This is a genomic window from Nocardia yamanashiensis NBRC 100130 (assembly GCF_001613325.1).
GTDB lineage: Bacteria > Actinomycetota > Actinomycetes > Mycobacteriales > Mycobacteriaceae > Nocardia > Nocardia yamanashiensis.
This window is the reverse complement of sequence record NZ_BDCD01000016.1, coordinates 274,506-288,488: the sequence shown is the minus strand read 5'-3', so window position 1 is coordinate 288,488 and position 13,983 is coordinate 274,506. Positions and strand designations below refer to the sequence as shown.

The following is a 13,983-nucleotide window of genomic DNA, read 5'->3' as shown; positions in this document are numbered from 1 at the left end:
GGCGTGGCGGCGGCGCGTTCGGCCGGAGCGAGTCCGGTGTGAACTTCTGTAAAGATGGCCACATGGTTGCCACCATGCTCTCGATCGCCGTCGCCCTCATCGCCTGGGCGTTGCTCGCGGCCAAGCTCGACGCCTGGCGCATCAGTCCGCCGATGGTGGCGGTCGCGGTCGGGGTGATCGTGGGCCTGACCGTGCGGGAGAGCATCGGCGAGACCCTCGATACCGAGGTGATGTTGCACGCCGCCGAAATCGTGCTCGCGGTGCTGCTGTTCGTCGATGCCACCGAGGTGCGCGGCGGCCTGCTCGGGCGTAATCCGAACGCGACGCTGCGGCTGCTGCTGCTCGCCCTGCCGTTGAGCCTGGCGGCCGCGGTCGGGGTCGGCCTGTGGCTGCTGCCCGGATTCGGCTGGGCGGTGCTGCTGGTGGTGGCGTGCGTGGTCATGCCCATCGATTTCGCGCCGGCCGCGGCGGTGCTGCGGGACAGGCGGATTCCGGTGCGGGTGCGCAATATCCTGAATGTGGAGAGCGGCTACAACGACGGCATCGTCTCCCCCATCATTATTTTCGCGCTCATCCTCGCGGGCGATCTCACCCAGGATCAGACGCCATTGAGCGCTCTGGGCACCGCGGGCCCGGCGGCCCTGAAGGCGATTCTGGTGGGCGCGGGCCTCGGTGCGGCACTGGCGTTTCTGGTCAATCGCGCCGATTCCGCAAGACTGATGACCGCGCAGGCCAAGCGGGTCATCCTGGTCGCCGCGCCGCTCGGCTCGTTCGCACTCTCATCCGGCCTGGGCGGCAACGGCTTCGTGGCGGCGTTCGTGTGCGGGCTGGTGTTCCGGCGGGTCCGGCGCGAGGAGGCGCACCTGCGCGAACTCGAACTCATCGACGATGTGGGCTTCCTGCTCACCATGATGATGTGGTTCGTCTTCGGCACCGTGGTGGTCTACACGCTGTGGCTGGGCGTGCCGTGGCGGATCTGGGTGTTCTGCGCACTCGTGCTGACCGTGCTGCGCTTCGTACCGGTCATGCTGTCGCTCATCGGCACCAGGCTGACCTGGGTGGAGGACGCGCTGATCGGCTGGCTCGGCCCGCGCGGCACCACCTCGATCGTGTTCGGGCTGCTGGCCTTCAACAAGCTCCAGCGCGACAATGCCGAACTGGCCATCACCGCCATGGTGATCACCGTGCTGGGCAGCGTGGTCATCCACGGCATCGGCGCGCCGCTGGCGGTGCGTGGCTATCGCCGCCGGATCGCGACCCGGACCTGAGCGGCTGACAAGGGATATTCACAGCGCGGCGGGGTATGGCGGCAACAACACCGACAGACCCCGGGCGGATCCGATCCCGCCGGGCCGGAGGAACAGCCATGTACCGCACCACGATCGCCGCGGGTCTCGCCGCGCTGGCGCTGTCGCTCGGGGCGTGCGACTACACCGGCGGCAAGACCGGACCGTCGCCGGAAGCCACCTCGACCAGTCCGGCCGACCCCTCGTACACCACGTCGAAGAATATTGTGCCGCCGGAGAATTCACGTTCGGTGTCCGCGCCCTCGGCCATCGCGCCCGCGGTGCTGCGGCACGAGACGTGTGAGAAATACCTGCCGCGCTTCGAGACCATCCGCAAGGACAGCGGTCAGGTCGGCGTGGATCGCGCCGTCTCCGACGCGCTGAACGAATTCCCGGATACGCCCGACTGGCAGGTGTTCACCGAGGAGCAGCGGCAGGCCGCGAGCCAGGGCGCCCGAGACGCCGGAACGGGCAAATGCGACTAGCCTCCGGGGTTTTGGCTGCCGAATCGTGACCTGTTCACAGGATATTCATGGCTGATTCTGGCAATACCGCATGGTCTGACACGGTTGACTGTCAGCAGTGCTGAGGGGCAGCACGGGCACATCAGTCCTAGGAGCCGCGCCGTGGACACAGCTGGGGCCAGCGCCATCCCGCCGACCGCTTCATCCGCCACGATCAAGGCCGCCTCGGCGACCCGGCGGGGCGGCCGATCGCTCAATGCCGACGCCGTCGCCTCGCACGCCGAACCCGGCAGCGGGCGGATCGCTTTCGCCGTCGCGGACGGCATCGGCGATCAACTGCTGGCGGCGCGCGCGGCCCGGGCCATCGCCGCGGTCGCCGCGCGCGAAGCGGCACAGCACGGCGCGCACGCCGGCATCCTGGCGGCCCAGCGGGAACTGCTGCGCGAATTCCCGCAGCCGGAAGCCGATGCCGTGGTGGTGGTCGCGGTGCTGCCGGATTCCGGGCAGCCGGACGATCAGATCGATATCGCGTGGGTGGGCGACTGTCGCGCCTACCGCTGGAACGGGCGCATCCTGCACCAGATCACCACCGATCACACGGTCGCGGAATATCTGACCAGCCGGGGCTTGGCGCCGACCGCGCGCATGAGCCATCTGGTCACCACCTCGGTGCGCACGGTCGCGCCGGACGCCATCGGGCACGCGCTCACCGGGCGCGCCCGCGGCCGACTATTGCTGTGCAGCGACGGCGTGCACAAGCCGCTCGAGATGGCCGCGCTGAAACTGCTGCTGGCCGCCGGGGAATCCCTGGCCGGCACCGCGAACGACTTGGTGGACAAGGCTTTACAGGCCGGCGGGCGCGACAATGCCACCGCGTTCGTGATCGAGCGCCGCTAGCCGGTTGGACGGCCGCCCACCCGATGAGGATGATCACTCGTGAGACGGGGTAACCGAATCGCGAGCCTCATGCGGAAGGAGACGGCGGATGGCGGGACAGGATCTGGCCGGCAAGACGGTAGTGGTGACCGGCGCGAGTTCCGGAATCGGCGCGGCCGCGGCGGCGCGGCTGGCCGAACGCGGCGCGACGGTCGCGGTGGTGGGGCGTTCGCCCGAGCGCACCGCGGCGGTGGCCGAAAAGGTCGGGGGCGCGGCGTTCACCGCCGATTTCGCGAATTTCGAACAGGTGCGAGCGCTGGCCGCGCAACTGCTGGAGCGGTATCCGCGCATCGATGTGCTGGCCAACAATGCCGGCGGCGCGTGGGCGGAGCGGACGGTCACCGTGGACGGCAACGAGCTGACCTTCCAGGCCAATCACCTCTCGCCGTTCCTGCTCACCAATCTGCTGCTGGAGCGGCTGCTGGCCTCGGACGCGCGGGTGATCAACACCTCCAGCACCACCTATCGCATGGCCCGGCTCGATCTCGACACCGTGAACGCCTCGACCGGCTCGTTCAATCAGCTCGCCGCCTACGCGCAGTCGAAACTGGTGAACCTGATCTTCACCCGCGAGCTGGCGCGCCGCACCGCCGGCACCGGCCTGCGCACCGCCGCCTTCCATCCGGGCGCGGTCGCGACCCACGTCTACGACAACGCCCCACTGGGTCTGGGCGCGTTGATCCGCTCGCCGATCGGCCGCCTGGTGTTCCTCTCCCCCGAGCGCGGAGCCGAGCCCCTGGTGCACCTGGCGACCACCGCCGAGGAGATCGAGGGCAAGTACTACCACCGGCTGAAGGTGGAGCAGCCCAAGAACAAGCAGGCCCTGGATACCGCACTGGCGCAGGAACTCTGGACGCTGTCGGAGAAGCTGACCGGCGTCACCTCGGCCGCGAGCTGACGCCGATCGTGTCCGGGGAGCACGCCGATCCGGTCGCGGTACTGCGGCGCTGGGAGTCCGCGGGCGCGATCTGGCGGGTGCTGGCCCGGCGCGCGGACCGGGTCACCGTCGGGCTCTACCCCTGCACCGGCGGTGAGGAGCTGGATCGATTCACCTCCGGTGATCCGGAACTGTTGCGGTTCATCGGGGATCGGCTCGGCAGCGACGAGTGAGTCACTCCGCCGCGGCGAGCGCCGCCAGAGCCAGCACCGAGGCGTGGATGATCTCCCGTTGCGGGGCGAGGCGGGCGGCCTCGGCGTCGGGGAGTTCGACGTGCACGTGGATATCGGTCTGCGTGCCGCTCGCATCGGGTTCCAGCCGCCATTCGAAGCACAGATCCGAGATCAGGCAGGAGATCGTCACCCGCCGCCCGGCGCGGTCGGTGCGCAGGGCCTGCGGCATCGGGAAGTCCGGATAGCCTTCCGGGTACATGGTGTAGCCGTCCGCGCCGGTGGCCGCCGCGGGTTCGACGCTGCCGATTCCGGCCCACCACTCCGGGAATCGGCTCGGGTCGTAGAGCAGCTTCCACACCTCCTCGGGCGCGGCCGGGCTGTGCGCGTGATCATCGAAGCTCGGCATGTCCGTTCCGGTCCTGTTCGATGGCGGAGAGTTCGGCCAGTACCCGATCGAGTTCCCGGGCCGGTTCGACCAGGGCCGCCAGTGGCGGGCGGCCCAGATCGACCAGTGCGGCCGAATAGTTCTCGCCGGTCGGCGCGCCGACGGTCACCCGGCGCCGCCACACCCGCGCCGACTGCCGCAAGCGCGTGACGGCCAGGTCGTCGTCCTGGCGGGCGTGCGCGATCAGCCCTTGGATGCGCTGCATTCTGGCCACCAGGGTGTCCGGGAAATCGCCCGCCGCAACGGGTTCCAGCGCGGCCTGCCGCAGCTCCGCCTCCGCGGCTTCGAGTTGCCCGGCGCGGGTGAGTGATTCGGCGCGATGGAGTCTAGTCAGGGCACGGCTTACGGGCGGGTCGGCGGCCAGGGCGAGACGGAATTGCTCTGCGGCGGCGGTGTCTTCGCCCCGGGCGTGGGCGAGCAGTCCGCGATCGTGGTGCACCAGTGCTTCCAGGTCGGCGCTGCCCAGACGCTCCGCGGCGCCGGCGGCGGCGTCGAGGGCGGTCTGGGCTTCGGCGAGCCGATCCAGTCTGCGCAGCAGCGCGCAGCGCCCGGATTGGGTGTAGACGATCAGCCGGAGCAACCCGTTCGGCACCACCAGGGACAGGCAGCGGTCGGCGAAATCCACACTGCGCGTGAACTCTCCGGCGCAGGCCGCGGCGCTGGCCGCATTGATCAAGCAGCTGTAGGCGAGGTCGGGCCGCCGGGCACGCTGCGCGGCATCGGCGGCCGACACCAGCGGCGCGTAGCTCTCGGTGAAGCGCCCGGCGCGCAGGAGCGCATGCGCGCGAGCCACTTCCAGGTCGTGGGCCAGCAGGTCACCAACCGGTCCGTCCGCGGTCAGGACTGCGGCCTGCTCCAGCAGTTCCGCGACCGCATCGGGCTCCCCGGCAACCGATTCCGCCCAGGCCAGCCCCGCCAGGACCTCGGCCCGGATCATCGGATCGGAATCCGGTTCGCGGTCCAGCAGATCCAGTGCCGCACGGTACGAACGACGCGATTCGCGTGGATGACACACTCCGCCCCGCAACCACATGCCCCGGCGCAGCCAGGCCGCGATCAGCGCGCCGGTGTCCTGGGGCGAGATCAGCTCCAAGGCCCGGTCGAAGGCGTCGTCGGCGGCTTCCAGCCGTCCGCGCCAGGCTTCCACTTCACCGAGTTCGAGCAGTGTTTCGGGATGATCGGGCTCGATCTCGAGTGCTTCGCGCAGGAACCCCGCGGCTTCCGCGAGCGCCGCCACCGCCCGGGCGTCGGCGGCGGCCCGGATCAGCTGTCCCACCGCGAGATCGTCCCGGCCCGCGCGCCGGAGATGATCGGCGATCTCGGCGGCCCGCCGGGTAGCCCGGCCGTCCCGCGCACTCAGCTCCGTTGCCAGTGCCTCGTGCAGATGGGCGCGCACCGGTTCGGCGATATCGTCGTAGACCGCCGCGCGCAGCAGTGCGTGCCGGAATCCGATCGCGCCCTCGCGGATTCGCAACAGTCCAGCGCCCAGTGCCTCGGTGGCGGCGCGATCGGGAGCGGTCAGCAGCGGCAGCCGCACGATATCCGCGCGCCCCAGATCGTGCCCGGCGACAGCGGCCAATTCCACGAAAAGCCTTGCCTGCCCGGACAATCGACCGAGTTCGGCCCGGGTCGCAACCCGCAGATCCTCCACCGGATCGGCGTGCCCGAGCGCGAATTGCCGGGCCGCGGTGACGGTCAGCAGCGGACTCCCGCCCGCCACCGACACGATCCGCTCCAATTGCGCGGCGGTCAGGTCGGCGGTACACCGCGCCAGCTCACGCACCTCCCCCACAGTCAAAGGCCCCAAGTCCATGTCGGCCGCCAGCACTCCCTTCGCCCGCAAGGCCGCGAGCACGGCATCCGCGCGCCGCCCGGGCGGCAGCCGGCGCCGGGTGAGCACGAGCAATACCGGCAGCCGCCCGATCCGCCGCCCCACATAGCCGAGCAGATCCAGACTGGACGCGTCGGCGAGATGCAGATCCTCCAGCACCAGCACCAGTGGCCCCCGCGCCGATAGCCGAACCAGCAGTTGAACCACCGCCTCGAACAACCGAATTCGATCATGCTCGGGTGCGCCGGCCGATCCGGGCGGCGCGACGGCGGGCACCAAGCGCGCCAGATCAGCCACCCAGGCGGCGTCGGCGGGCAGCGGCCCGGCACCGGCGAGCAACTCGGCCAGCGCCTCGGACCACACCCCGAAAGGCATCCCGCCCGGTCCGCCGGCCGCACCGCTCCCACTGCGAATCCCATGGCGCGCTACCAGATCCAGCAGTTCCTCGGCCAGCGCCGTCTTCCCGATCCCGCCCTCCCCGTTGATCATGACAACACAACCGCGCCCGATATCCATGCGCGCCAGGCAATTCCGCAACTGCGCCAGTTCCGGCACCCGGCCGATCAAAGAGACAGGTGCCGTGCCGAGCCAACCGCCCGTCGCAGGCGGTCCGGCGTTCCGTACCCGACCCACCGGCGCCTCGATCGCAGTGGGCAGTTCGGCGGAGTGAACTGCCCACTGCGATGGAACCGGCGCGGCGAGAGGCCGCCTGCTCACCGAATCGATCCCTGGGCCCGGTTCGGCCGAATACGACTGCCGCCCTAGCGAATCGAATCCCGCATCCGGTTTCGCCGAACGCGACCGCCGCCCTACCGACCCAGCAACCGGTTCCGCCGAAAGCGACGGATGTCCTACCGAATCGAACCCAGTAACCGGTCCCGCTGAACGCGACGGATGTCCTACCGAATCGAGGCCCGCAACCGGTTCCGTCGAACGCGACCGCCGCCCTACCGAATCGAAGCCCGCAACCGGTTCCGCCGGGCGCGACGGCGGCACCGCGGACTCGGACACCGCGAGCGGTTCGGCCGAGCGGATCCGATGAATGAGGGCGACAGTTTCGGGCGCGGGGGCCACCTCGAGTTCGGACTGGAGTGTGCGGCGCAGGCGGGCGTAGCTGGAGAGCGCGGCGTCGTGGTCACCGGTGGCGGCGAGGAGCCGGATCAGTTCGCGCGCGGCGACTTCGTCGACGGGATCGAGGTCGGCTCGGCGGCGGGCCCAGGTCAGGGCGGCGTCGTGGTCGCCTTCGGTTTCGGCGGCGGTGGCGGCGAGTGCCAGTACCCGGGCGAGGCGGCGGGTGTGGTCGGCGCGAATCGGCGGCAACCAGTCTTCCTGCCAGCCGGTGAGGAGTTCGCCGCGGCAGAGAGACAGGGCGGCGGCAGCCGCTCCGGCGCTGGCGAGGCGATCGAATTCGGTCAGGTCCACCTGGACATCGGGACTCAGGGCAATGGTTTCGCGGGCGGTGGCGAGGGTGGGCGAGCCGGGGCCGAGAACGGTGCGGAGCGACCAGATCGCACTGCGGAGGCTGGCCCGGGCGTTCGGGGCGGGAGCGTCTGGCCAGAGTTCGGCGGCCACGGTGGAGCGGCGGCGGGGGCCGGGGTGGACGGCCAGCCAGGCCAGGAGGGCGCACACGCGTTGGTTTCGATCCGGTAGCCGCACCGGTTGTCCGTCGAGTTCGGCCCGGAGCGGGCCGAGTACCTGTATTCGCAGCATCGCGTGTGCCTCTCCGCGAGGATCTCCGAGTCTCGTCGCATGGCAGTCGCCTGGCAACCCCTCGGGGCAGCAGCGCTTGACGCGCGTTTGACGCAGGCCGCGCAGACTTCCCACGGGCCGGGAAACCAGGGAGAAAGGCACGTCATGAGCACCACCGATACCGGGTTCGATCTGCGCGAGTTCCGCCGCGGGATCGAGGAGCGCGACGCCGCGGCCTTGCGCGCGATGTACGCCGAGGACGCGGAAGTACGCATGATCGATCAGGACAATCCACCGAGTCATCCGCGGGTATTGCGCGGGCGCGATCAGATCGGCGCGTATCTGGCCGATGTGTGCGGGCGCGAGATGACGCACGAGATCCAGCACGCCGTCACCGACGGGGTCACGGTGAACTTCTTCGAAGCCTGCCGGTATCCCGACGGCACCCGGGTGCTGTGCGCGGTGACCATGGATCTGTCCGACGGCCGCATCGTCCGGGAGACCGGCGTGCAGGCGTGGGATCGGTGATCGCCATGGGCACCGAGCACCGGGATTTCGCCACGCCCGACGAGGTGCGGGCCTTCGATCGGGGCCGCGCCGAGATCCTGAAGGTCGGCGACAGCGATATCGGCCGGCTGGTCCTGCATCCCGGGTGGCGCTGGTCGCAGGACGTGAAACCGATCGCGGGCACCGAATGGTGCGAGGCCCCGCATTTCCAGTATCACGTGGCGGGCACCCTGCACATTCTGATGGCCGACGGCACCGAATTCGATGCCACGCCCGGCCAGGTCACCGCGTTGCCGTCCGGGCACGACGCCTGGGTGGTGGGCGATGAGGACGTGGTGGTCGTGGATTGGTGGGGCGCAAGCCATTACGCCAAGTGACGGCGGTTGTGCCGCGGGGCCCGGGTGGCGGGCTGCCGCGGCGCTGCCACCACGGGCGCGGGCGGATTGGGAAGGGTGAGTTCACCGTTCAGTACCCGTGCCGCACCGTGGTGGGTCAGCCGGACCGGTTCACCGGTCAGCAGCCGGTAGGTGGTGTTCGCGGCGGTGATCTCCACGCGGATTCGGCTGTCGCGCCACAGGATTCGGAAGGCCAGCCGATCGATCGGCGCGGGCAGCCGGGGCGCGAACGCGGGCAGGCCGTCCTGGTCGCGCAGCCCGCCGAACCCGCCGACACAGCTGATCCAGGTACCGGCCAGGGCGGCGATGTGCAGTCCGGCGGACACATTGTGGTGCAGATCGTGCAGATCGGTGAAAGCCGCCTCGGCGAAATAGTCGAAAGCCAGTGACAGATGGCCGACTTCGGCGGCGAGCACGGCTTGCACACTGGCCGACAGCGACGAGTCGCGCACCGTCAGCGCCTCGTAATAGTCGAAGTTCCGGGTCTTCTGTCCCAGGTCGAAAGCATTGGGGCACAGGTACATCGCCAGAATCAGATCGGCCTGTTTGACGACCTGCTGCCGGTACAGATCGAAGTACGGGTAGTGCAACAGCAGCGGATAGTTCTCGGCCGGCGTCGCCGCGAAATCCCATGGCGCGTAACGGGTGAACCCCTCCGATTGCTCGTGCACCCCCAGTTCGTGGTTGTAGGGCAGCAGAATGGCCGCCGCGCACTTGCGCCAATGCGCGAGCTCGGCGGCGTCGACCCCCAGCCGGTCGGCCACCTCGGGCTGCCGCTCGCACGCCGCGGCCGCTTCCTCGAGATTCCGGCGGGCGAGCAGGTTCGTGTACAGGTTGTTGTCGGCGAGCGCCGAGTATTCGTCGGGTCCGGTGACACCGTCGATGCGGAAGAGTCCGGCGGTGTCGTAATGCCCGAGGCTCACCCACAGCCGGGCGGTCTCGGCCAGCAGTTCTACCCCGCAGTCGATTTCGAACTTCTCGTCACCGGTGGCGGTCAGATACCGCGCGGTGGCGTCGGCGATATCGGCATTGACGTGCACCGCCGCGGTGGCGGTCGGCCAATATCCGGACGCTTCCTCGCCGTCGATGGACCGCCACGGGAACATGGCCCCCGCCTGCCCGAGTTCCCGCGCCCGCCGCCGGGCCTGATCGAGGGTGGCATGCCGCCAGCGCAGCGCGTCCCCGGCCGCCCCCGGCATGGTGTAGGTGAGCACCGGCAGCACGAAGGTCTCGGTGTCCCAGAACGCGTGCCCGTCGTAGCCGGGGCCGGTGAGACCCTTGGCCGGAATGGCCCGGGCCTCACCGCGCGCACCCGCCTGCAGTACATGGAACAGCGCGAACCGAACCGCCTGCTGCAGTTCCGGATCACCGTCGAGTTCGATATCGGCCTGCGCCCAGAACTCGTCGAGGTAGGCGCGCTGCCGGGCCAGCAGCGCTTCCCAGCCGGTGTCCAGTCCCGCCGCGAGCGCCGCCTCCACCTGTGCGCGCAGGGCGGGCGCCGAGCGACGCGCCGACCAGCCGTACGCGAGATACTTGGTGAGACAGAGCTTTTCACCGAACGGCACATCGGCGGCGATGGTCACCCGCGCCAGCTCGTCCTCGGCGTGCACCCCGCAGCGCGCCGAACCCGGCACCGCGAGTTCGTGATCCATTCCGGCCGCCATCCGCAATCCGGAACTGCGCGTGTGGTGCACGAGCACGGCGGCGAGCTCGCGCGCCGCGACATCGTCGGCGATCAAGGGCCGGTCCAGGGCCGCGGCGAGCCGGGGATCCCCGCGGGTGGCGGTGATCGGTTCGTTGACGAGCAGATCGGACTGCACCACCAGTTCGATATCGCCGTCGAGGGGCTCGACCTCGTAACGCACCGCGGCGATCGCGCGTTCGGTGAACGACACCAGCCGCTCCGAGCGAATCCGCACGGTCCGCCCGGTCGGCGAGGTCCATTCGGTGTCCCGGCGCAGCGTCCCGGACCGGAAGTCCAGCACCCGATTGTGCGCCCGGGTGTCCCCGTAGCGCAGATCCATCGGCTCGTCCTCCACCAGCAGCCGGATGATCTTGCCGTCGGTCACGTTGACCACGGTCTGCCCGTGCTCCGGATACCCGTAGCCGACTTCGGCGTACGGCAGCGGCCGGGATTCGTAGAAACCGTTCAGGTAGGTGCCGGGCAGCCCGACCGGCTCGCCTTCCTCGAGGGTGCCGCGCAGTCCCAGATGCCCGTTGGACAGCGCGAAGATCGATTCGGTGCGGTGCAGCGCCTCGAGATCCAGTCCGCACCAGCGCAATTCCCACGGCGATATCTCGAAACCGGGATCGCTCATCGGGTTCCGCCCAGGTCCGCGAGAGCACCGACGATCACATCCGCCCCGGCTCGGCGCAGGGCTTCGGCATGGGCCGGGGTCCCGGTGCGTTCCACCCCGACGACGTACCCGAAATCGCCGCCGCGCCCGGCCGCGACCCCGGCGACGGCATCCTCGAACACCGCCGCCGCATCGGGGCGCACCCCCAGCTCGTCCGCGGCGGTGAGGAATCCGTCCGGCGCGGGTTTGCCCCGCAGCCCCTGCGCGGCGAAACTCTTGCCGTCGATCCGAACTTCGACGAACCGCGCCAGGTCGGCCGCCGCGAGCACCGCCTCGGCATTGGCCGAGGACGACACCACCGCGATCCGTAATCCGGCGTCCCGCACGGCGGACAGGTATTCCACCGTCCCGGGGTAGACGTGCACGCCGTCGCGTTCGATCAGCGACAGCAGCAGCTCGTTCTTCCGATTCCCGATCCCGTGCACCGTCGACTCGGTCGCCGAATCGTCCGGCTTCCCTTCCGGCACAGCGATATTCCGCGCTCTCAGGAACTCACGCACCCCGTCGGACCGCGGTCTGCCGTCCACGTATTCCTGATAGTCCCGTGCGGAGAAGGGCTGGAATCCCGCCCCGCACCGTGCTTCCAGGAACTCGTCGAAGACCTGCCGCCAGGCGCGCTCGTGCACGGCGGCGGTATCGGTCAGCACCCCGTCCAGGTCGAACAGCGTCGCCGCGATCGCATCCGGCAGGCCCAGGCGCATGGTGTTCTCCTGATCGTCGATCCGACGCCGTGCCATCCCGGCGTCGCGAATCGCCTACCCGGCGTGCGGCGCGTCAAACGACCCACCGGCGTGGCGGTTTCGGGCCGCCGGGCGCGGGTAGTCCCGGCCTATGCTGCCCGTGACGGAAGGCAGGCTCGGCGGTGGTCTGCCGCACCTGACCATGGGGAACGGCCCGTCCCTGGTGGTGTTCTCCGGTTTCACCCCGCTGCACGGCAATCCCGCCGGCGCGACGCGGCGAATGCTGCTGGCGCAGTTGCGAACCCTGTCGCGGCGACGGAAGGTCCATCTGATCGGCAGGCGCGTGGGCGTGCCGCCGGGTGCGTCCGTCGCGGATTTCGCGGACGACTACGCGGCGGCGCTGACCGCGAATTTCACCGCGCCCGTGGATATCGCGGGCCTGTCCGCCGGCGGCGCGATGGCATTGCAACTGGCCGCCGACCATCCCGAACTGGTGCGGCGGCTGATCGTCGCCGGGGCCGGGCACACCTGGTCGGCGTACGGGCAGCGGGCACTGCTCGATTGGGCGCTGCGGGCGCGGGCCGGGCGACCGCCCATGCGGACGTTCACCCGCATGGTGACGCCCTCGCCCGGCCTGCGTCCGGCGGCGTCCCTGCTCATGTGGTGCAACGACCGCGGACTGCGCGGCCGGGACCTGTCCGACGGGATCGTGATGGCCACCGCCCTGGCCGCTTTCGACTGCCGGGAGCGGCTGGCCGACATCACCGCGCCGCTGCTGCTCGTGGCCGGGGACCGGGATCCGCTGCTGACGGCGGACATCATCGGCCGGACGGTGCGCGGGGCGGCGGGCGCGCAGCTCGCGCTGTATCCGCGGCGCGGGCATTACGGAATCTTCCTCGGCGGCAGGCTGTCCCGGGAGATCGAGCATTTCCTAAGCGGCGACCACCCCGGGCCGGGCTAGGGGGTGCGGGCGGGTTCTCCCCCATCGGCGATACGCCGCAGGGATGACCGCGAATGAGCCAGTGGGGCGATGCCACCCCGTCCGGCGCGCGGCTACCGTCCAGCTCATGACATCCCCGGCGACCGAATCCGCTTCGACCGCACGCCCCGGCCTGCTCCGTTTCGCCCCCTTGGCGGCCGTCGCGGTGCTGGCGGGCACAGTCGCCGCCTGCACCTCCGATCCGGCCCCGCCGCCGCACGGCCCGCTGTCCGACAGTTCGCGCACCGCCGTGCAGCAGACCCTCGACGCGGCCGTGGCCGCCGGGATTCCCGGGGTGCAGGTGGTGGTCACCGCCGACGGCCTGGATTGGACCGCCGCCTCCGGGGTCGGCGATATCGCCGCCCGCACCCCCTTCCCCGAGGGCGCGCACGCTCGTTTCGGCAGTAATACCAAGGCGTTCGTCGCGACCGTGCTCATGCAATTGGTGGCGGCGGGTTCGGTCGACCTGGACGCACCGATCGAGCGGTATCTACCGGGCGTGGTGCGAGGCGAGGGCATCGACGGCAATCGCATCACCGTGCGAAATCTCATGCAGCACACCAGCGGTCTGCCCGAGTATCTCGAACTGCCGGAGTTGCAGGATGATTCGGACGAGCTGCTGACCAAGCATTTCGACGCCGCCGCGCTGGTCCGCTCCGCGATGGCCATGCCGCCGCATTTCCAGCCCGGCGAGCGCGCCGAGTACAGCAATACCAACTTCCTCATCGTCGGCCTGCTGGTCGAACGCGTGACGGGCCGACCCCTCGCCGATGAGGTCGACCGCCGCATCACCGGTCCCCTGCACCTGCGCGAGACCTACTTCCCGGCCGCGGGCGACACCGATATCCGCACCCCGCACCCGCAGGGTTACGAGTCCATCGACGGAAAGCCCACGGACTACACGCGTTTCGATCCGTCCTGGGCCGGCGCGGCCGGTGAGATCGTCTCCACCGGCTCGGACGCGAACCGCTTCTTCACCGCGTTGATCACCGGAAACCTGCTTCCCACCGCGCAATCCACCGCCATGCGCGCCGACCCGCGACCGCTCACCAATCGTCCCGGCTACTCCTACGGCCTGGGCCTGACCCAAGCCACGGCCCCCTGCGACCTCACCGTCTGGGGTCACGGCGGCTCCATCCCCGGCTTCCGCACCTACAACGGCGTCACCCCGACCGGCCGCGCCGTCACGGTGATCGCCAACCTGCGCCCGGCCGATGCCGCCGCCACCGCCGCATTGCAAAAGGTCTTCGACACGGCCGTGTGCGCGTCGGACTGACCCTTGACTTTCCTACTAGGAAAGTGGG

Annotated in this window: 13 protein-coding genes; 9 read left to right on the top strand and 4 right to left on the bottom strand. The window is 70.1% G+C overall.

Annotated features, from left to right (window positions below; translation table 11 throughout):
* Positions 1-62: 62 nt before the first annotated feature.
* The 5 genes from NY1_RS17905 to NY1_RS17885 all read left to right on the top strand — a co-directional run bounded on the left by NY1_RS17905 (position 63) and on the right by NY1_RS17885 (position 3,796).
* Positions 63-1,268, top strand: coding sequence for a cation:proton antiporter domain-containing protein (locus NY1_RS17905; protein WP_067714150.1), 1,206 nt, complete (start codon positions 63-65; stop codon positions 1,266-1,268).
* A gap of 98 nt (positions 1,269-1,366) precedes the next feature.
* Complete coding sequence (locus NY1_RS17900) at positions 1,367-1,771, top strand: hypothetical protein (protein WP_067714148.1); 405 nt, start codon at positions 1,367-1,369, stop codon at positions 1,769-1,771.
* A gap of 141 nt (positions 1,772-1,912) precedes the next feature.
* On the top strand, positions 1,913-2,647 hold the full coding sequence (locus NY1_RS17895) for a PP2C family protein-serine/threonine phosphatase (RefSeq protein WP_084535068.1): 735 nt from the start codon (positions 1,913-1,915) through the stop codon (positions 2,645-2,647).
* Positions 2,648-2,735: 88 nt separating this feature from the next.
* Positions 2,736-3,584: an SDR family NAD(P)-dependent oxidoreductase gene (locus NY1_RS17890; RefSeq protein ID WP_233434371.1), complete on the top strand. Its 849-nt coding sequence runs from the start codon at positions 2,736-2,738 to the stop codon at positions 3,582-3,584.
* A gap of 8 nt (positions 3,585-3,592) precedes the next feature.
* Entirely contained in the window at positions 3,593-3,796 is a 204-nt protein-coding gene (locus NY1_RS17885) for a hypothetical protein (RefSeq protein ID WP_067714146.1), read from the top strand.
* Position 3,797: 1 nt separating this feature from the next.
* Here NY1_RS17885 and NY1_RS17880 read toward each other — a convergent pair whose 3' ends face one another.
* The gene (locus tag NY1_RS17880) at positions 3,798-4,202 is read right to left on the bottom strand and encodes an SRPBCC family protein (protein ID WP_067714144.1); all 405 of its coding nucleotides are present in this window, start codon (positions 4,200-4,202) and stop codon (positions 3,798-3,800) included.
* Positions 4,186-7,782 carry an ATP-binding protein gene (locus NY1_RS17875; protein ID WP_067714139.1) on the bottom strand — a complete coding sequence of 1,199 codons (3,597 nt, stop codon included), beginning with the start codon at positions 7,780-7,782 and terminating at the stop codon, positions 4,186-4,188. Before NY1_RS17875 ends, NY1_RS17880 begins: the two co-directional genes overlap by 17 nt.
* A 144-nt stretch (positions 7,783-7,926) precedes the next feature.
* Here NY1_RS17875 and NY1_RS17870 point away from each other — a divergent pair, with 144 nt between their 5' ends.
* Both NY1_RS17870 and NY1_RS17865 read left to right on the top strand, forming a co-directional pair.
* Positions 7,927-8,289: a nuclear transport factor 2 family protein gene (locus tag NY1_RS17870; RefSeq protein ID WP_067714137.1), complete on the top strand. Its 363-nt coding sequence runs from the start codon at positions 7,927-7,929 to the stop codon at positions 8,287-8,289.
* A 5-nt stretch (positions 8,290-8,294) separates the two neighbouring features.
* Positions 8,295-8,645, top strand: a complete 351-nt coding sequence (locus tag NY1_RS17865; protein ID WP_067714545.1) for a cupin domain-containing protein — start codon at positions 8,295-8,297, stop codon at positions 8,643-8,645.
* Here NY1_RS17865 and NY1_RS17860 read toward each other — a convergent pair.
* Together NY1_RS17860 and NY1_RS17855 are read right to left on the bottom strand one after the other, a co-directional pair.
* Positions 8,633-10,981, bottom strand: a complete 2,349-nt coding sequence (locus NY1_RS17860) for a glycoside hydrolase family 65 protein (RefSeq protein ID WP_067714135.1) — start codon at positions 10,979-10,981, stop codon at positions 8,633-8,635. The genes NY1_RS17865 and NY1_RS17860 overlap by 13 nt on opposite strands.
* Positions 10,978-11,757 (bottom strand): HAD family hydrolase, encoded by a 780-nt coding sequence (locus tag NY1_RS17855; RefSeq protein WP_233434370.1) that lies wholly within the window; start codon positions 11,755-11,757, stop codon positions 10,978-10,980. Before NY1_RS17855 ends, NY1_RS17860 begins: the two co-directional genes overlap by 4 nt.
* Positions 11,758-11,851: 94 nt before the next feature.
* Between NY1_RS17855 and NY1_RS17850 the strand changes: the two genes are divergently transcribed.
* Positions 11,852-12,661 (top strand): alpha/beta fold hydrolase, encoded by an 810-nt coding sequence (locus NY1_RS17850; protein WP_067714133.1) that lies wholly within the window; start codon positions 11,852-11,854, stop codon positions 12,659-12,661.
* Positions 12,662-12,767: 106 nt separating this feature from the next.
* Positions 12,768-13,955, top strand: a complete 1,188-nt coding sequence (locus tag NY1_RS17845; protein ID WP_084535067.1) for a serine hydrolase domain-containing protein — start codon at positions 12,768-12,770, stop codon at positions 13,953-13,955.
* Positions 13,956-13,983 lie beyond the last annotated feature (28 nt).